This window comes from Janthinobacterium sp. SUN128 (assembly GCF_030587275.1).
GTDB lineage: Bacteria > Pseudomonadota > Gammaproteobacteria > Burkholderiales > Burkholderiaceae_D > Janthinobacterium > Janthinobacterium lividum.
The window spans coordinates 2,198,942-2,216,649 of the sequence record NZ_JAPWHY010000001.1 but is presented as its reverse complement, the minus strand read 5'-3'; the positions used below and the strand labels follow the sequence as shown (position 1 = coordinate 2,216,649).

Genomic DNA, 17,708 nt, shown 5'->3' with positions numbered 1-17,708 from the left:
GCCGGCCGCAAAAAACCTTTTCATCGAAACGCGGCTGTGCGATAGTCTCGGCTTCAAGAAAATAGCCCGGACGTCGATCCGGGCTGTTTATTTTTAAAAATTAAGGAAATATTCATGGCAAAAGATGCAACACCGAGCGTCGTGAAGCCCTACATCCCGGCCGATGCGAAGCTGCCCGAGATGACCTTCCGAGCGCTGTTCATGGGCGTCATCCTGGGGATGGTCTTTGGCGCCTCCTCGCTGTACCTGGTGCTGAAAGTGGGCCTGACCGTCAGCGCCTCGATTCCCGTCGCCGTGATCGCCATCACCCTGTTCGGCCTGGCCAAGAAGGTGGGCGGCAAGGATTCGTCGATCCTGGAAAACAGCATCACGCAAACGGCCGGTTCGGCCGGCGAATCGCTGGCCTTCGGCCTGGGCGTGACCATGCCCGCCATCCTGATCCTCGGCTTCGACCTGGAAATCTCGCGGGTCATGCTGGTCGGCGTCCTCGGTGGCCTGCTGGGCATCCTGATGATGATCCCCATGCGCCGCACCATGATCGTCGACCAGCACAAGGAACTCAAATTCCCCGAAGGCACGGCTTGCGCCGAGGTGCTGAAGGCGGCCGCCACGGAAGAATCGCGCATCGCCGCCGGCGAAAGCATCGAGAAGGATTCGGCTGCCGCGCTGGACGCCAAGCGCCGCGCCAAGATCATCTTCGGCGGTTTTGCCGTCGGCTTGCTGTATAAAGTCTTCAATATCTCGTTCAAGGGCTGGAAGGATACGCCGGGCGTGGAATTTGCCGCGCCGCTGAAGGGTGGCTCGATCGGCGCCGAAATTTCGCCCGAGTTGCTGGGCGTGGGCTATATCATCGGCCCGCGCATCGCCGCCACCATGGCGGCCGGCGGCGTGCTGTCGTACCTGCTCCTGATCCCGATGATCAAGTTCTTCGGCGACAGCCTGACCACCGTGCTTTCGCCAGGCACCAAGTTGATCAGCGAAATGGGCGCCGACGACGTGCGCAGCGCCTATGTGCTGTACATCGGCGCGGGCGCCGTGGCCGCCGGCGGCCTGATTTCGCTGGTGCGCGCCATGCCCATGATCTGGCGCAGCCTGTCGGCCGGCCTGAAGGGCATCGGCAAGGGCGTCAAGACCAATTCCACCTTGCGCACGGACCAGGATATCCCCCTGAAATGGGTCATCATCGGCTGCCTGTCCATCATCGCCGTGATCACCTTCGCCACGCCGCTGCACATGAATTTCCTCGGGGCGCTGCTGATCCTCGTCTTCGGCTTCCTGTTCGCCACCGTGTCGTCGCGCCTGACGGGCGAAATCGGTTCGTCGTCGAACCCGATCTCCGGCATGGCCGTGGCCACCTTGCTGTTCACCTGCCTGATCTTCCTGATCATGGGCTGGACGGGCGGGCGTTACTATGTGACGGCCCTGTCGGTGGGCGCCATCGTCTGCATCGCCGCCAGCAATGCGGGCACCACGTCGCAGGACTTGAAAACCGGCTACCTGGTGGGCGCCACGCCGCGCCTGCAGCAGTACGCGATTCTGGCGGGCGCGCTGTCGTCGGCCCTGATCCTCGGACCGATTTTGCTGAAACTGAACGAAGCGAGCACCGTCTACGTGCCGGCCGCGCAAGTGGCGCCTGGCCTGACGGTCGATGCGTCCAAGCTGACGGTGACGGGCGAACTGCATGGCCCGCAAGCCGAGACGGACCACAATACGTATAAAGTCTGGCAAAAGACGGACACCGTGGGCGGCCCGGCCGGCAAGTATTTTGTCAAGGAAGACGGCCAGCTGGCTTACCTGGTCGATCCGGGCATCAATGGCCATTACAGCAAGCGTCCTGACGGTTCGGAAGTCAAAAAATACGATGCGCCTAAGGCCGTGCTGATGTCCTACATCATCAAGGGCATCCTCGACCAGCAGCTGCCGTGGACCCTGGTGCTGTTCGGCGTGATGATCGCCGTGGTGCTGGAAATGGCCGGCATCCCGTCGCTGGCGTTTTCCGTGGGCGTGTACCTGCCGCTGTCGTCCACCTTGCCGATCTTCGTCGGTGGCCTGGTGCGCTGGCTGGCGGACCGCCGCAACAACAAGCTGGAACACAACGCGAAACTGAACGAGGAAGAGCGCCAGCTGGCGGGCGACCGCAGTTCGGGCGTGCTGCTCGCTTCCGGCTACATCGCCGGCGGCGCGCTGGCTGGCATCATCATCGCGATCACGGCCGGCGTGCTGACGCACTTCGACCAGATGATGGCCGACTGGGCAGAGCACGGCAACCCGTTCTACGCGGGCCTGCATTCGGACGCGCTGTCCCTGCTGCCGTATGCGGCCATCATCGTGCTGCTGTATATCGTGGCGCGCGAGAAGAAAGTAGGCAGTTCGCAGGCTTGATGTTGTAGCCAACCCAAGGAAAACCGCCCGGCGTCATGACGATCCGGGCGGTTTTTTTATGCGCGCCCGATGGGCCGCGCCGCCAGTTGCGCCGCGCTCGCGTAGATCGTCACGTGTTCAATTGCCAGCCAGTGCAGGTGCGCATAGAACGCCTGCGCCGGAATGCACCACGACGCCGCATCGCCCACTTGCCCGTTGACGCGCAGCCCGGCGGCATCGAATTCCCGATGAAAGTAATCGCGCAGGTCGCCGCGGCCGGGCTGGTCGATGCGGCGCTGCGCGACTGCCGGCTCGAAAGGGCGCACGGGCACTTCCCAGCGACGGCCCGCGTGGTCCAGGCAAGCCAGCAGCTTTGTATCGTCTTCCCATACGGGCACGGGAAAGGCGTCGCCCATGGCGTCTTCCAGCGCATGATAGAACGTCACCGGTCCCATGGAAATGCCGAGGCCCAGCACCTTCGCGTGGTCGCAGCCGATGAAACGCTGCCAGGGCGAGTCGATGCCGAAGATCGAGGGCGCGCGGTGATGCGCCTCGGTGAGATATGCTGCATGGCGGCCCCACGCGGACACGGAGTGGGTCGGGTGGATGCTGCGATGGATCGCATCGCTGGCCAGGAAGGCTTCCGGCAGGCGCCCCATGTGCGTGCCATGGCGGCGCGGGTCGAACACATAGCCTGGCATGGCGCAGGTGGCGCGCAGCGTGCCGCCCGGCAGATAATAGGTGGGCAGCAGCAGGGTGCCTTGCGGGCCGACGGCGTCCTGCAGGGCGCCTATCACGGCCAGCGCGCCGCCTTCCACGTAGCCGAGGCTTTTCAGCGATGAATGCACGAACAGCGTATCGCCTGGCGCCACGCCCAGCCGCGCCAGACCGGCGGCCAACCCGGCGCGCGTCACATGGGGCGCGCTGTGGCGCATGTGCCGGGCGCTGGCGGCGCGGCGCCATGCTTCCAGCGCGGCGTGGATGGCGTTTCTTGCATGTTCAAGCATCGCCGATGTCCATTTCCAGCAGGTTGGCATCGATGCAGAATTTGGCGGCCCAGTTCAGGTAAGCCCAGGTGCCGTAGTCGCCATCGACGGGAAACGAGCCCTTGACGCCGCCGCGCGCGTGTGCGGGACCGTCGATGCTGACCGAGCGCCGCACGAAACTATTCAGGCGGCGAGCCGCATCGAGGTAGCGCCGTTCGCCCGTGATCTGGTACAGCAAGAACAGACAATGCGCGTTTTGCGCGGAACCCGTGAGGCAGGCGTAGCCGGCCCCTGGCTGGAAGTCGGGACCGAGGCGGCCGGCCAGGTGGCCGTCGGCCGCCACGGCCCTGGCGATGCTCGTTCCGGTGCGCGCGGCGGCGTCCAGCAGGTCGGCGCGCGCCGAAAAGCGGTGCGCTTCGAGCAGGCCGCGCAAGGCGTAGCCGATGGTATGGGTCAGGGGCTGCAGCGGGTTGTCCAGGCAATTCGAGGCGAACCAGCCGTTGGGACGCTGTTTGGTCAGCGCCCAGTCGACCTGGCGCAGGCCGGCCGCGCCATAGCCGTGGCCCGGCGCGACGCGGTCCGCTTCGAACAGTCCCCACGCCACGTGCGTTTCATAGGCCTTGTCGCCGGCGCTGGCGAACGGGGTCGGATGCCTGCGCCAGCAGCCATCGGTATCCTGGCTGTCGCGCAGCCACCTTGCCGCGCGGTGCATGGCATCCTGGTATGCCGCGCCGTACGCTTGCACGCCGGCGGCCAGGCCAAGCAGGATCTGGCCCGTGTTGAAGGTGACGGGCACGCGCGGCGTGGAATTGATCTTCCCGCCCTGGTAAGCGCCTTCCGGGAACTGGATGGCCACGCACCAGTCGAGCATGCGCCGCGCGCGTCCGTGCAGCGCATCATCCCCAGCCTCGTCGCCCGTGCGCTGCGCCAGGGCGATGAGGGTGGGGATGATGTAGCCGGTGGTCTCCGGGTAGGAGCTCGACCAGCCTGTCAGCAGGCTGTAGTCGCGCGCGACGCCGCCGTCGTTTGATCTGGAATTGTCCTGCGCCGCGCATAGCCAGGCCGTGCAGGCCTTGACGACGGCTTGCGGGCCGGGGTCGAAGGCAGGCAAGCCGCGCCGGTCCGACAGGCGCTCCATGCGCGCCGCTGCCGGCAGGCCCGCCTGCGGCGCCAGTGTATTTCGGATCTTCGTGAGCAAGGTGCGCATGGCAGCGATGGCGTGGTGGTTGGCTCCGGCTACTGTAGCGCTGGCAGCTGCTATGCCGATTGACTTGCCGCAAGGTTTTGTCGTCGCATCGCTGCCGCCGGAATTGACGCATAATGGATGCCTCACCACCGTTGACGAGGCCCGCCATGAACAATGTCACGCTTGAGTACTCGGTCGTCACCAATCCCGACTCCTTTGTCGGCTTCAAGTACTACGTCAAGGCGGGACAGGCATTCGATGCCGACGATTTCGCCTATTCCTACAAGCTGAAACGCTCCGACCTGGACCCGGACAGCGTGCTGGCCACGCGCGAGGCGGCGGCGAATCTGCAGCCGGGCGAGTGGCTGACGGTGTCGCATTCGATTGCGGCGTAGCGCGCAAGTTGCGCGCTTCCTCGCGTCGTACTTTGGCGGCCCGGCAAGTGAGAGATATCGGCGCTGCGGACCGCAAGACCGGAATCGGCTGTTACTTCGGAAGCCAGTGTCAGGGCCGGGTATCGTCGGCACGGATCTTGTCGAGATGCCCACTTTTGCCTATAATTGAGAATAATTCTCATTAAGTTTGCGCTGCCAGCCAGACCCGCCGCTCCATGTCCGCCGACCACGTCTCCCTGCATGATTTCGATGACATCGCCATTCTGTATCGCCAGCACCATGGCTGGTTGCGCGGCTGGCTGCAGCGCAAGGTGGGCAACGCCTTCGACGCGGCCGACCTGGCGCAGGCCACCTTCCTGCGCGTGCTCGCGCCGCAGGGCATGCAGGGCGTGCAGGAGCCGCGCGCGTACCTGACGACGATCGCCCGCAACCTGCTGATCAACCATGTGCGCCGGCGCGCCATCGAGCAAGCCTACCTCGACGCCCTTGCCCTGATGCCGGAGCCGGTGGCGCCGCCGCCCGAAGTGCGCCTGATGTTCCTCGAACGGCTGGTGGAACTGGACCGGCGCCTGGCCGGGCTGCCGGCGCAGGCCCGGCAAGCCTTCCTGCTGGTGCAGCTCGACGGCATGGGGCAGCAGGAGGTCGCCGCCGAATTGGGCATTTCCCTGTCCACCGTCAAGCGCCATCTGGCCAGGGCGGCCCTGCGCTGCTTTTTCCCGGAGCAGCATGATGGATGAGGAAGCAAGCCTCGCCCTGGACGGAACGGGTATCGCCGGAAGCGTGGCGCCCGCCGTGGCACGGCGGGCCGTGCAGTGGTGGCTGGCGCTGCAGGGCGGCGACGCCACTGCCGCACAGCTGCAGGCGTGGCAGCGCTGGCGCGCCGAGGCGGCCGAACATGAGCGGGCCTGGCAGCGCATCGAAGCGGTCAGCGGCCAGCTGGCCGGCATTCCACCGCCGCTGGCCAGCGCCGCGCTGGCCGCGCCCGCAGGCGCGCAGCGGCGCCGCGCGGTGCGCCTGCTCACGGCGCTGGTGATGGCGGGCGGCAGCGCCGCCATGCTGCGCCAGACACCCATATGGCAGTCGTGGAACGCCGACGCCAGCACGGCCACGGGCGAGCGGCGCACGGTGCGCCTGCCGGACGGCGGCACGCTGGTGCTCAATACCGATAGCGCCATCAAACTGCGCTATGACGCCAGCGAGCGCGCGGTGCAGCTGCTGCGCGGCGAAGTGCTGCTGCAGACGGCGCCCGATGCGCAGCAGCGGCCCTTCCGCGTGCACACCGCCGACGGTACGGCGCGCGCGCTGGGCACGCGATTCATCGTGCGCCAGCACGAGGGCTTTGTGCTGGTGGGCGTGCTGGAGGGGGCCGTAGAGCTGCGGCCTGCGGCGGCCGACCGCCAGCCACGCGTGCTGCGGGCGGGCGAGGAGGGCAGTTTTACGCGCGACGGCGTGGGCGCGGCGCATGCGCTCGATGCCGGCGCTGGCGCCTGGGCCGACGGCATGCTGGTTGCCGCGCACATGCGCCTGGACGATTTCCTGCTGGAGTTGTCGCGCCACCGGCGCGGCCACCTGGGATGCGATCCGGCGCTCGCGCACTTGCTGGTATCGGGCGCTTATCCGTTGGCCAATACCGATAGGGTGCTATTGGCGCTGGTGGAAGCCTTGCCCGTCGAGCTGCATTACCTGACGCGCTACTGGGTCACGTTGCGGCCGCGCGCGGCGAAAAAATAGACTGAAAATACATGGACTGTTTTTGCACGCTGCCTTGTCAATGGAAGTGAGGACGCAGGTTTTGGCCCGTCCCACCCATTCCATGATCCGAGGGCATACCATGAACGACCGCAGCACACTCCATCCTTCCACGCGCAGCCGGGTACCGGGCCTGTTGGCCATGCAGCCGCTGGCCCACCTGGTGCACGCCCTGTGCCTGGGCGCACTGGCCAGCCTGGCCGGCGCGCCGGCGCAGGCGCAAACGGCCGGACACTCTGGCCAGCCCGAGTCCTTGCGTCATTACGCCATCCCGGCGGGGCCGCTGGAAGCGACATTGAACCGGCTGGGACGTGAAGCGGGTTTGCTGATCGCCTTTGGCTCGGCCGCGACGGAAGGGCTGCGCAGCGGAGGCGTTAGCGGCAGCTATACGGTGGACGACGCGCTGGCGCGGGCGCTGGCCGGCACCGGGCTGGCAGCGGTGCGCACGGCCGGTGGCGGCTATGCGCTGCGTGCCTCCACCGCATCCGCTGCTGGCGCGGCGGCGGATGGCGTGCAGACGATGGCGCCCGTGACGGTCAGCGCGCAGGCGGAAGAGGAAAACCCGTGGGGCAAGGCCAGCGGCTATGTGGCGCGGCGGGCCAGCACCGCCACCAAGACTGACGCTTCCCTGCTGGAAGTGCCGCAATCGGTCTCTGTCATCACGCGCGAACGCATGGATGACCAGGGCGTGCGCACCCTGAACGACGCCATCCAGTACACGGCCGGCTTGCGCAGCAACACGGCAGGCGCCAATCCTGCCGACGACAGCTTGTCGGTACGGGGCTTCAGCCAGTTCTCGGGCGCGTTCTACCTGGACGGCATGCGCCTGATGCCGATGGGGACGCTGGGCTTTTTCGGCGTGGAGCCGTATGGCGCCGAGCGCGTGGAAGTGCTGAAGGGCCCTTCGTCCGTGTTGTACGGCCAGAATGCGCCGGGCGGCATCGTCAATTTCGTCGCCAAGCGCCCCGCAGCGGACCAGGTAAACCAGGTCGAACTGTCGCTCGGCAGCTACGCGCGCAAGCAGCTGGCCCTCGACGTGGGCGGCAAGCTGGCCGACGACGGCAGCCTGCAGTACCGGCTGGTGGGGCTGGCGCGCCAGGCGGACCAGCAGATCGATTACATGCAGGATGACCGCTACTATCTGGCGCCCAGCCTGACGTGGGCGCCGAGCGCCCGCACCAGCATCACTTTATTGGGCTTTTTCCAGCAAAATCGCGCCATGCAATCGTCTAACGTGCAGTGGGAAGCCTTGAACGGCAGCAATCCTAACGGCCGCTTGCCGCTGACGCGATTCCTGGGCGAGCCCGGCTTCGACCACGAGGAAACGCGCGTCGCGTCGGCGGGCTATGCGGCGCGCCACACGTTCGACAGCGGGTGGACGCTCCGGCAGAACTTCCGCTTCCTGCACGCGAATAACCATGAACAGTACATGTTTCGTTATGGTAACTTAATCGACCATGCGGTCACCAACCGCGAGATTGATACGCGCGACGGCAAGGGCAGCGTGTACTCGCTCGACACCAGCGTGACGGGCCAGGTGGCGACGGGCGCGCTGCGCCATGAGGTGGTTGCCGGCATCGATTACAGCCGCAGCAGTACTTCGTTCAGCTCGTATATCGCCGACGGTCCGCAGATCGATATCTACCGCCCCGTCTATGGCGGCGCGCTGGACCTGGCGGCGCTGGCGCCCGATGCCCTGCGCCGCGAGCATAACCGGCAGCTGGGCGCGTACCTGCAAGACCGCATGCAGTACCGTCAATGGGTCTTCACCGTGGGCGGGCGCCAGGACTGGACGCGCCAGGAGCAGCGCAATCTGCTGGTATCGCCATCGGCCACGACGGTGCGCAAACCCACGGCATTCACGGGCCGCGCCGGCATCACTTACCTGGCGGCGAACGGCCTGGCGCCTTACGCCAGCTACAGCGAATCGTTCTCGCCCGTCTCCGGCGCCGACCGCCTTGAACGTCCGTTCGAGCCGGAAACGGCCCGGCAAGTGGAAGTCGGCGTGAAATACGCGCCGGGCGCGCATCTGTCCGTGACGGCCGCCGCATTCGAACTGCGCCGCCAGAACGTGCTGACGACAGACCCGGACGCCCCGAATTTCTCCATCCAGCAGGGGGAGGTACGCTCGCGCGGCATCGAAATGGAAGTGGCGGCGCAGCCGAGCAGCCAGCTGAAACTGCTGGCGTCCCTGACCTACAATCCCCTGAAGGTGACGAAGGCGAATCCGGACATGTGGGGCACGAACGTGCAGGGTAAGTCGCCGTATGAAGTGCCCCGGCAGATGGCTTCCGCGTGGGCCGACTACGCCTTCGTTGGCGGCTTGCGCGGCCTGTCGGCCGGCGCTGGCGTGCGCCACGTGGGAGCCAGTTGGGGTGACGCGGAGAACACCTTCCAGGTACCGGCGTTCACCTTGGCCGACCTGTCGCTGCGCTATGACTTGGGGCAGGCGCGCAGCGACTGGCGCGGCCTGAGCGTGAGCATGACGGTCAAGAATCTGTTCGATAAATACCATGTCGCCTCGTGTTTCTCGGCGCGGGCCTGCAATTACGGCGAGCAGCGCAATGTCGGCGTGCGCGTGGCATACCTCTGGTAGCCGGCAGCCCTACGCTGGCGCAAACCAGGCGCGCAATTCATCCTCGGCGCGCTGCGCCGTTTCCCGCGTCAAGGTCAGCACGATGATCTTTTCCTGCGCCGGGCGGTGTCCATCGCTGCCGGCCAGCTCGATGGCTTGCTCGAAGCTCGTGTAGCCGTGGCCGAATTCATGCGGGCATTGCTGCACGATGCGCGCCGCCTTGCCGGCGTTTCTGTCCGCCAGGTTGACGATGGGATTGCCGTCATGGAACGGCTGGCCATTGGCAAACGCGGTGCGCAGATAAGCCGTGCACTGCCCGTCGAGGAAGGCCAGGCGAGCCTGCCAGTAGGCCTCTGCCGCCGCATACGCGGCCTGGTCCTCGAGAAAATCGGCAAACAGGAAGTCGTTCATATGGTTTCCTCGGCTAGATGCCGAACACTTTCAATATGGCGTCCGTAAAACCCTCGAACCAGCTGCCCACCTTGCCCGGCTGCTTGCCGTGGCGCGGGGTTTCTTCGTACAGGTAGACGCCGTTGTCGCCGTCGAAGCGGTCGTTGAGCAACGCCTGCTGGCCGCGCAAATAGGGGATGAAGGTTTCGCTGCGCAGGGTCGAATACAGCACGTCGGTGGTAAAACCCAGGGTGGCGGACTGGCTGATGGAGCGGCCCTGGCCGGCCCGTTCCAGGCGCACGCCGCGGCAGCCGCGCACGATCAGGGTGACGGGGCCGCGAAAGACGATGAAGCGCAGCTGCAGGGTGAGCCAGGCGTGCAGGCTGCCCAGGCGCCAGTGGCTGCTGATCGCCAAAGGCTGGCCCGCATCGGTGATCAAGCCGACCAGTCCCCGTGGCTGGAACACGAGGGCGCTGCCGGCCGGCAGGTGGACGACGGCCACTTCCAGCAGCGGGTCGTCGCTGGCGGAAATCGTCACGGATGCCGTCGTTTCGCTTTCCAGCCGCGTCAGCGCCACCATGCCGGCGGCCAGGCTGGTGAACGGGAAGCGCCAGTCCAGCAGCCACTGTGTGCGCTTGGTGCTGCTGACGGGCGACGATTGCAGGTATTCGGGATGGATCAGCATCTGCTGGCCGGGCTGCAGCAGCAAACCTTGCGAGACGGCGGAAATGCGCGACTCTCCATGCGGCGGCAGTGGCAGTGAACTGCCCGCGACTTGCAGTTCGCGCGCGATCGACAGCGGCGGCAAACGGCAAGCGACGGGCGCCAGCACGAAGTAAAAGAAGGCCTTGATGGCGGCGGGCAGCAGGATGGCCGACAGTACCAGCAGGGCGGCCGTGGGCGCCACGTCCATGACGGGCGCGCGCCAGCGCCCGATCCAGTTGCGCGCCAGTTGTCCTTCACCGGCCGCGATGGCCTTTTGTACGGGTGCCAGGACGCCCCTCAAGGCTTGCTCGTCGATGGCAAACGGCGCCGGACGGGCGGCGTTGCCGGTGCGTGCGCGCTGCGCCGCCCAGGCCTGGTAGGCTTGCAGATTGATCTCGCGCAAACGCTGCCCCTGCGCTTCCAGCAGCGACAGCTGCGCGTAAGCGTCGCTGCCGGGCAAGCGGGCCGCCAGCGGGTGCCGCGCTTCCAGTTCCCGGCGCTGGCGCAGCTTGTGCTGCAGCGCCGCATACGCGCTCACGTGTGCCGCGTGCAGGCGCGCCAGCGTCTGCCGCGCATCTTCGCCGCTCAGGGCCGCTTGCAGGGCGGTCAGATAGCGGGCTTCCTGCGCCAGCACTTCGATCTCCACGCGGCGCGTGGCTTCCTCCTGCGCGTGCAGGGCCAGGGTGTTCGTATCGGGCAGGGGCAGGGTAAACAGCGATGGCTGCTGCCGCGCGCGCAAGGCCGCCAATTGCGCCTGGACTTGCGCCAGGCGGGCCGTGATGGCCGTTTGTGAGGTCTTTTGCAGGGCGTTGACGCGGGCCGTGGCCGCGGTGGCCAGGCCAGCGCCATGCTTGTCGGCGCCGTCGGCGGCCAGCCTGAGCGCGGCGATGGTCTCGCTGCTGGCGCTGTAGGCGCGCCATTCGGCCAGCAGCAAGCGTCCGGCCAGCAGGATGACGATGAACAGGGCGAACTGCAGCGCGTGGCGCAGCAGGAAGCGCAGGATGGCCGTCAGTAGCTGGCGCAAGCTGGCGTCGCCTTAGCCTTGGCTGGCCGCGCTATCGGCGTCGGCGCAGCATTTCTTGTACTTTTTGCCGCTGCCGCAGTGGCACGGGTCGTTGCGGCCCGTCTTCGGCACTTCGCGCAGGACGGTGGCGCCGGGCTGGCTGTGTGCCTGGCTTTTCAGGTGGCGCTGGCGCGCCCAGGCGGCGTTGATGGCGATCACGGAAGGAATCACGCCATCCATGGCCGTTTCGGCCGCATCGTCATCGAGTTCGCCGGCCGTGGCCAGGTGCTGGAACGGCGCCAGGTATTGCGGGTGGCTGACGGCCAGGGCCGCCCACTGCGGTTTGTCCAGGCTGGTGCCAAGGACAAAACCGGCGCACCAGGCGGGCACGCTCCATTCGGGGCCGCATACGTAGATGGGCTCGAAACTGTCCGGGTCTTTCGCCAGCCATTCGACCATGTAGGCATGGTGGCGCTGCGCCAGGCTGGCCGCCCGTTCGCTGGCTTCGTCCTGTGCCGGCAAGGCGCTGCCGGCAGCCTTGTCCCAGACCCAGGGCAGCCATTGTTCCGGCGCGATCTGTTTCGGGTTCAGGGCGACGGCCGTGAGAAAACCTTCCAGCATCGACACGTCCATGGCGCGGCTGGCCAGCGCAGGCGCGGCCAGCAGGGTGTCGAGTTCGGCGTATTCGTCGTCGGAGAGGGGCGAGGTGGTGGAGATGCTGGACATGGGATTTTTCAGTAATGTAGGTGGATGGCCGCTGGCCCTGGCCGTATTGTACCGCCAGGCAATGGGAAAAACGGCGCTGGAATGAAAAACGGCGGCCCGCAGGCCGCCGTTGTCAGCTATGGCAGAAAACTTACTTCACGCCGTGCATCAGTTTGTTGATCAACGGTGCGATCAGGAACAGCACGACGCCGGCGCCCAGCAGGGACCAGAAGCCGAAGGTGTAGCCGGACAGTGCCGATTGCACCGACATGCCGCTTTCGCCGCTGACGTGGCTGGCGAAGATGCCCGACAGGTTGTTGCCGATACCGGTCGACAGGAACCAGCCGCCCATGCCCAGGCCGACCAGGCGCACTGGCGCCAGCTTGGTGACCATCGACAGGCCGATAGGCGACAGGCACAGCTCGCCGATCGATTGCAGCACGTACACGGTGGCCAGGGTCCAGAACGGGATCTTGTTATCGGCGCCAACCAGGCTCGACAGAGCGAAGATCAGCAAACCGAAGGCCAGGGCATTGCCCAGCAAGCCCAGGCCGAATTTGCGCGGGATCGAAGGATTGACGTTGTGGCGCGCCAGGAAGACCCAGACGGCGGCGATGATCGGCGCGAAGACGATGATGGCGACCGAGTTGACGGTCTGGAAGTAGGCGGTCGGGAAGATCCAGAAGCCCAGGTCGCGGTTGACGATCTTGTCAGCCAGGAAGGTAAACGAGCTGCCTGCCTGTTCGAAGAACATCCAGAACAGGATGTTGAAGACAAAGATCAGCAGCATGGCGATAACGCGGTCACGCGCAACTTTACCGTTGCGTATGCCTTCGATCATCAGCATCACGGCCAGGCCGATGAACAGCGCGGTCAGGACGATTTGCAGTTTTTCAGCGCCGACGGTCAGCAGGAAGTACACGAGCGGGATCACGCACAGGGAGCCGACGGCCACCCAGATGACGCGCATCGGGTTGCCTGCGCCGGCTTCCGGAGCGCCGATGCCCTTCAGGGCGCGGCGGCCGATGGCGAACCATACCAGGCTGATGAGCATGCCGAAACCGGACGCCATGAAGACCATCTTGTACGAAGGCATGGCGCTGGTGCCGAAGATCGACTCGGCCAGCCACTGGGTGAAGACAGGGGCAACCATGGCGCCCATGTTGATACCCATGTAGAAGATCGTGAAGCCACTGTCGCGGCGCGGATCGGCTGTCGTGTACAGCTTGCCGACCATGGTCGAGATGTTCGGTTTGAACATGCCGTTACCGACGATCATGGTGGCCAGGCCCAGGTTGAAGATGTCCTGGTTCGGTACCGAGATGCAGAACAGGCCGGCAGCCATGAAGACGGCGCCCAGCAGGATGGAGCGCTGGTAACCGATGACCCGGTCGGCGATGTAGCCGCCGAACAGGGCGCCGGCGTACACCAGCGCGAGGAAGGAACCATAGGTAAGGTTGGCCGCAGCCTGTCCCGAACCGTCGCCGCCGTGGAACTGGGCAACGATGTACAGTACCAGCGCCCAGCGAACTCCGTAGAACGCGAAGCGTTCCCAGAATTCAGTCATGAACAACATCCACAATGGGCTTGGATGGCCCATAATCTGCTTGAACTCGGGAATAACGGCTTCCTTGTTGGGCGTAGTCGCACCGCTCATGCGGTTCCTCCTGAAAAATTATTATAGTCAATCGATACAACGAACTTATGGAAGCCTGCGGGCGGCGGGGACTCTCATGAAGAACCTCACGCACGGGAATTCCAATAGGCTGGCATTCTAATCTACAAATTGCGCTGAGCGAAGATTTCGATTCGCATTAGCAAGAATGACTGTTTCATATTAGTCAAACCGGTTTGCAGGCAAGGGCGGCCCGGGCGATTTTGCGGCGGCACAGCACAACTTGCCTGACTTGTCGTATATTAAGGCTGCAAGACCTTCGAGCATCGATTTTTAAAGGGATTTTTCGCATTATGGAACACGACGTTATCGATACTCTGGTTTCACCGGAAGGCCGCCTGGACGTGCTCTCCAAGACTGAAGTCAACAAACTGCTCGACACCAGCCAGGGCGGCCTGTACAACACTTTCCGCCGCTGCGCGCTGGCAGTGCTCAATTGCGGCAGCACCATCGACGATGGCCGCGCCCTGCTGGAGCGCTACCAGTCGTTTGAAATCTCCATCATCCAGCGCGAGCGCGGCATCAAGCTCGACATCAAGGGTGCGCCAGCCATCGCCTTTGTCGACGGCAAGATGATCAAGGGCATCCACGAGCACCTGTTTGCCGTGCTGCGCGACATCATCTTCGTCAGCGATGAAGTGACGGGTAACCCGAAATTCGACTTGCAGAGCACGGAAGGCGTGACGGACGCCGTCTTCCACATCCTGCGCAACGCCAACGTGCTGCAAACCCAGCTCAACCCGAACCTGGTCGTGTGCTGGGGCGGCCACTCGATCAACCGCGCCGAATACAATTATTCGAAGGAAGTGGGCTACCAGCTGGGCTTGCGCGGCCTCGATATCTGTACCGGTTGCGGCCCCGGCGCCATGAAGGGCCCCATGAAGGGCGCCACCATCGGCCACGCCAAGCAGCGCCTGCACAATGGCCGTTACCTTGGCATCACCGAACCGGGCATCATCGCGGCCGAGTCGCCGAACCCCATCGTCAACGACCTCGTCATCATGCCGGACATCGAGAAGCGCCTGGAAGCGTTCGTGCGCGCGGGCCACGGCATCGTCGTATTCCCCGGCGGCGCCGGCACGGCCGAAGAGATTTTGTATATCCTCGGCATCCTGCTGCACCCGGACAACGCCGAGATTCCTTTCCCGCTGATCTTCACTGGGCCGGAAACCTCGCGCGAGTACTTCGTGCAGATCAACCAGTTCATCAGCGACACGCTGGGCCCGGAAGCGCAGCAGCGCTACAAGATCATCATCGACGACCCGGAGCTGGTGGCGCGCGAAATGCTCGAAGGCATACGCCAGGTGCGCGAATTCCGCAAGGCGCACAGCGACGCGTATTACTTCAATTGGCTGCTGAAGATCGACCACGAATTCCAGAAGCCGTTCCAGCCCACGCATGAAAACATGCGCAACCTGAGCCTGCACAAGAACCAGCCCACGCACTTGCTGGCGGCCCAGCTGCGCCGCGCATTTTCCGGCGTGGTGGCGGGCAACGTCAAGGATGACGGCATCCGCTCGATCGAAAAGCACGGCAATTTCGAGATCCACGGCGACAAATCCATCGCCGGTCCCATGGACGCGCTGCTCGCTTCCTTCGTGGCGCAGCACCGCATGAAGCTGGCGGGCACGGCATACGTGCCTTGCTATACCGTGGTCCAGTAAGTCGTTTTTCAAGCAGCGCCGCCCGCCCCCTGCGTGTGCAAGGGGAGGGCGGCGCCTTTCATCCGCGTTCCCGGCCATGCCCCCATCGTGTTCCTTCGCCGCCACAGGCAATCAAATCGCTTGCGTCATCGATTCGTGGGTGCTATCTTTGGAACCGGTTCCAAAATAAAAATATGCATATCAACAGGTAGTGGAGAGCAACCTTGGATTCAGTACGCGGCAGCAAAAAAACAGTCTCCGGCGAGCCGGCCCGGCCCGTGACCATCGCCCAGGTGGCGCGCGAGGCGGGCGTGTCGAAGACGAGCGTGTCGCGCTTTCTCGGCGGCGAACTCGATGCCCTGTCCGAGAACATCCGCCAGCAGATCACCAGCACCATCGCGCGCCTCGGCTACCAGCCGAACCAGATGGCGCGCGGCCTCAAGCGTGGACGCACGCGCCTGATCGGCATGGTCGTGGCGGACATGCTCAATCCCTACACGGTGGCCGTGCTGCAAGGCGTGGAGGCGGCTTGCCAGCAGCATGGCTATACCTTGATTCTGTGTAATACCGGCAATGACGAACTGCGCGAGCGCCAGTCGCTTGCCGCGCTGCGCTCGTACAGCGTGGAAGGGCTGATCGTCAACACGCAGGGACGCAATATCGAGTCGTCCGATTTGCAGCAGGCGGGCATGCCCATCGTGCTGGTCGACCGCCGCATCGAAGGCGTCGATTTCGACCTGGTGGGCCTGGACAATGTGCAGGCGGGCCGGCTGGCCACGGCGCATCTGATCGGGCAGGGTTTCGACGCCATCGCCTTTGTCGCGCCGCCCTTGACGGGTGTCAGTTCGCGCCTGATGCGCGCCGACGGTTTCCAGTCCGTGATGGCCGAGCATCCTGGCTGCGTGGGCGAAGTGCTGGCGGTGGACCTGGACGACCGGCCTTCCATCGACGCGCAGGTGCGTCTATGCCTGGCGCGGTGGCGCGGCCGCCGCGTGGCGCTGCTGGCATCGAACGGCATGGTCGCGCTGGAACTGGCGCTGATGCTGCAACGCCTTGCATTGCGCATGCCGCAAGACGTGGGCTTGCTGGGCTTTGACGAATTGCCATGGTCGCCGCTGGCTGGCCTGAGCACGATCGAGCAGCAGACCTATGAAATCGGCTTTTCGGCGATGACGTGCATGCTGTCGCGCCTGCAGGGCGATCAGTGCCCGCCGCGCGAGGTGCTGTTGCCAGGCAAGCTGATTGTGCGCAATTCTACCCAGGGTAGCGAAATACGCAAGGACGGCGATTGACGGGAAGAGGGCGCTTGCCCTTTTTTTTGGGTAAGTAATGGAACCGGTTTCATAAAAGGTGTTTTCACCGGAAAGGGGCATGAATCGGCAAGGCAGGGCAATGGCAGGAGGTTGGTACAACACGGCAAGAGACGATCTGAATCGTCCATTTGACAATATTCCGGAAATGCCTCGACGAGGCCGGTACCGGGATCACAGGAGACGGAAACATGAAGATGACTACATTGTTTTACACGAAGATCGTGGCCTGCGCGCTCGCAGCCACGTGCGCCCTGGGCGCGGCCGCCGACGCCGGCGCCCAGACGCTTGGCGACCTGATCAAGAAAGGCAAGCTGACCATCGGCGTGGTCAGCGGTACGCCGCCGTTTGGCAGCATCGACGCCAAGGGCGTGCCCGTCGGCTATGACATCGACGTCGCCAACCTGATCGGCAAATACCTGAACCTGCCCGTGGAAGTGGTGCCCCTGACGGCGCCGTCGCGCGTGCCGTCGCTGGAATCGGGCAAGGTCGATTTTCTCGTGGCGACCCTGGCGCCCACGCCGGAGCGGGCCAAGACACTGATGTTTACCATGCCCTACAGCGCATTTGAGCTGGCGATCGTCGCGCCGGTCGGCGGCAAACTCAAGGCCCTGGCCGACCTGAAAGGCAAGAAGGTGGGCGTGACGCGCGGCACCACGAATGACACGGCGCTGAGCCGCATGGCGCCGGTCGGCACCAGCATCGTGCGTTTCGAGGATGACGCCACCGTCACCCAGGCCTTGCTCAGCAAGCAGGTCGATGCCGTCTCGATCCCCAGCACGATGGCGCTCGACATCATCAAGACGCGCGGCGCGGGCAAGATCGAGGTCCGCTTCGCCTACTCGCTGCAACCGAACTCGATGGCCGTGCGCCGCGGCGACTTCGAACTGCACCAGTGGCTCAACAACTTCATCTACTACGTCAAGCTGAACGGCGAACTCGACGCCATCGCGCGCAAGTGGAGCGGCGCGCCGCTGCCAGCGCTGCCGACCTTCTGATACCGCCACCCGCACAGGGAGAGTGTT

Annotated in this window: 14 protein-coding genes; 8 read left to right on the top strand and 6 right to left on the bottom strand. The window is 64.9% G+C overall.

Features of this window, described 5'->3' with window-relative positions; all coding sequences use genetic code 11:
- Positions 1-114 precede the first annotated feature (114 nt).
- Positions 115-2,382 (top strand): OPT family oligopeptide transporter, encoded by a 2,268-nt coding sequence (locus tag O3297_RS10055; protein WP_305048576.1) that lies wholly within the window; start codon positions 115-117, stop codon positions 2,380-2,382.
- Between the two features lie 56 nt (positions 2,383-2,438).
- On the opposite strand, the gene O3297_RS10050 is transcribed toward O3297_RS10055, so the two are convergent.
- Positions 2,439-3,368, bottom strand: coding sequence for an AAC(3) family N-acetyltransferase (locus O3297_RS10050; protein ID WP_305048575.1), 930 nt, complete (start codon positions 3,366-3,368; stop codon positions 2,439-2,441).
- Positions 3,361-4,554: a prenyltransferase/squalene oxidase repeat-containing protein gene (locus O3297_RS10045; RefSeq protein WP_305048574.1), complete on the bottom strand. Its 1,194-nt coding sequence runs from the start codon at positions 4,552-4,554 to the stop codon at positions 3,361-3,363. Before O3297_RS10045 ends, O3297_RS10050 begins: the two co-directional genes overlap by 8 nt.
- A 146-nt stretch (positions 4,555-4,700) precedes the next feature.
- Here O3297_RS10045 and O3297_RS10040 point away from each other — a divergent pair, with 146 nt between their 5' ends.
- From O3297_RS10040 to O3297_RS10025, 4 genes are all read left to right on the top strand, one after another.
- Positions 4,701-4,928 carry a hypothetical protein gene (locus O3297_RS10040; RefSeq protein ID WP_034755374.1) on the top strand — a complete coding sequence of 76 codons (228 nt, stop codon included), beginning with the start codon at positions 4,701-4,703 and terminating at the stop codon, positions 4,926-4,928.
- Positions 4,929-5,143: 215 nt separating this feature from the next.
- Positions 5,144-5,665, top strand: coding sequence for a sigma-70 family RNA polymerase sigma factor (locus O3297_RS10035; RefSeq protein WP_251348349.1), 522 nt, complete (start codon positions 5,144-5,146; stop codon positions 5,663-5,665).
- Positions 5,655-6,659, top strand: a complete 1,005-nt coding sequence (locus O3297_RS10030) for a FecR domain-containing protein (protein ID WP_370385390.1) — start codon at positions 5,655-5,657, stop codon at positions 6,657-6,659. Before O3297_RS10035 ends, O3297_RS10030 begins: the two co-directional genes overlap by 11 nt.
- 100 nt (positions 6,660-6,759) lie before the next feature.
- Positions 6,760-9,273, top strand: a complete 2,514-nt coding sequence (locus tag O3297_RS10025; RefSeq protein ID WP_305048573.1) for a TonB-dependent siderophore receptor — start codon at positions 6,760-6,762, stop codon at positions 9,271-9,273.
- A 9-nt stretch (positions 9,274-9,282) separates the two neighbouring features.
- Here O3297_RS10025 and O3297_RS10020 read toward each other — a convergent pair whose 3' ends face one another.
- The 4 genes from O3297_RS10020 to O3297_RS10005 all read right to left on the bottom strand — a co-directional run bounded on the left by O3297_RS10020 (position 9,283) and on the right by O3297_RS10005 (position 13,712).
- The gene (locus tag O3297_RS10020) at positions 9,283-9,663 is read right to left on the bottom strand and encodes a hypothetical protein (RefSeq protein ID WP_305048572.1); all 381 of its coding nucleotides are present in this window, start codon (positions 9,661-9,663) and stop codon (positions 9,283-9,285) included.
- A 13-nt stretch (positions 9,664-9,676) separates the two neighbouring features.
- Positions 9,677-11,371 carry a hypothetical protein gene (locus O3297_RS10015; protein ID WP_305048571.1) on the bottom strand — a complete coding sequence of 565 codons (1,695 nt, stop codon included), beginning with the start codon at positions 11,369-11,371 and terminating at the stop codon, positions 9,677-9,679.
- Between the two features lie 12 nt (positions 11,372-11,383).
- A complete protein-coding gene (locus O3297_RS10010; RefSeq protein WP_305048570.1) occupies positions 11,384-12,076 on the bottom strand; it encodes a UPF0149 family protein in 693 nt (230 codons plus the stop codon).
- Positions 12,077-12,206: 130 nt separating this feature from the next.
- On the bottom strand, positions 12,207-13,712 hold the full coding sequence (locus O3297_RS10005; protein WP_034782952.1) for a peptide MFS transporter: 1,506 nt from the start codon (positions 13,710-13,712) through the stop codon (positions 12,207-12,209).
- Between the two features lie 311 nt (positions 13,713-14,023).
- On the opposite strand from O3297_RS10005, the gene ppnN reads away from it, so the two are divergent.
- The 3 genes from ppnN to O3297_RS09990 all read left to right on the top strand — a co-directional run bounded on the left by ppnN (position 14,024) and on the right by O3297_RS09990 (position 17,681).
- Positions 14,024-15,394, top strand: a complete 1,371-nt coding sequence (gene ppnN / locus O3297_RS10000) for a nucleotide 5'-monophosphate nucleosidase PpnN (protein WP_070254173.1) — start codon at positions 14,024-14,026, stop codon at positions 15,392-15,394.
- Positions 15,395-15,597: 203 nt separating this feature from the next.
- A complete protein-coding gene (locus O3297_RS09995) occupies positions 15,598-16,665 on the top strand; it encodes a LacI family DNA-binding transcriptional regulator (protein ID WP_305048569.1) in 1,068 nt (355 codons plus the stop codon).
- A gap of 209 nt (positions 16,666-16,874) precedes the next feature.
- Positions 16,875-17,681 (top strand): transporter substrate-binding domain-containing protein, encoded by an 807-nt coding sequence (locus tag O3297_RS09990; protein WP_305048568.1) that lies wholly within the window; start codon positions 16,875-16,877, stop codon positions 17,679-17,681.
- Positions 17,682-17,708: the final 27 nt, after the last annotated feature.

Bases quoted from the DNA above. Each gene is read 5' to 3' on its own strand.
- ppnN (WP_070254173.1), top strand. From the start codon at position 14,024: ATGGAACACGACGTTATCGATACTCTGGTTTCACCGGAAGGCCGCCTG.
- O3297_RS10055 (WP_305048576.1), top strand. From the start codon at position 115: ATGGCAAAAGATGCAACACCGAGCGTCGTGAAGCCCTACATCCCGGCC.
- O3297_RS10030 (WP_370385390.1), top strand. From the start codon at position 5,655: ATGATGGATGAGGAAGCAAGCCTCGCCCTGGACGGAACGGGTATCGCC.
- O3297_RS10050 (WP_305048575.1), bottom strand. From the start codon at position 3,368: ATGCTTGAACATGCAAGAAACGCCATCCACGCCGCGCTGGAAGCATGG.
- O3297_RS10040 (WP_034755374.1), top strand. From the start codon at position 4,701: ATGAACAATGTCACGCTTGAGTACTCGGTCGTCACCAATCCCGACTCC.
- O3297_RS10020 (WP_305048572.1), bottom strand. From the start codon at position 9,663: ATGAACGACTTCCTGTTTGCCGATTTTCTCGAGGACCAGGCCGCGTAT.
- O3297_RS10005 (WP_034782952.1), bottom strand. From the start codon at position 13,712: ATGAGCGGTGCGACTACGCCCAACAAGGAAGCCGTTATTCCCGAGTTC.
- O3297_RS10035 (WP_251348349.1), top strand. From the start codon at position 5,144: ATGTCCGCCGACCACGTCTCCCTGCATGATTTCGATGACATCGCCATT.
- O3297_RS10010 (WP_305048570.1), bottom strand. From the start codon at position 12,076: ATGTCCAGCATCTCCACCACCTCGCCCCTCTCCGACGACGAATACGCC.
- O3297_RS10045 (WP_305048574.1), bottom strand. From the start codon at position 4,554: ATGCGCACCTTGCTCACGAAGATCCGAAATACACTGGCGCCGCAGGCG.
- O3297_RS09990 (WP_305048568.1), top strand. From the start codon at position 16,875: ATGAAGATGACTACATTGTTTTACACGAAGATCGTGGCCTGCGCGCTC.
- O3297_RS10025 (WP_305048573.1), top strand. From the start codon at position 6,760: ATGAACGACCGCAGCACACTCCATCCTTCCACGCGCAGCCGGGTACCG.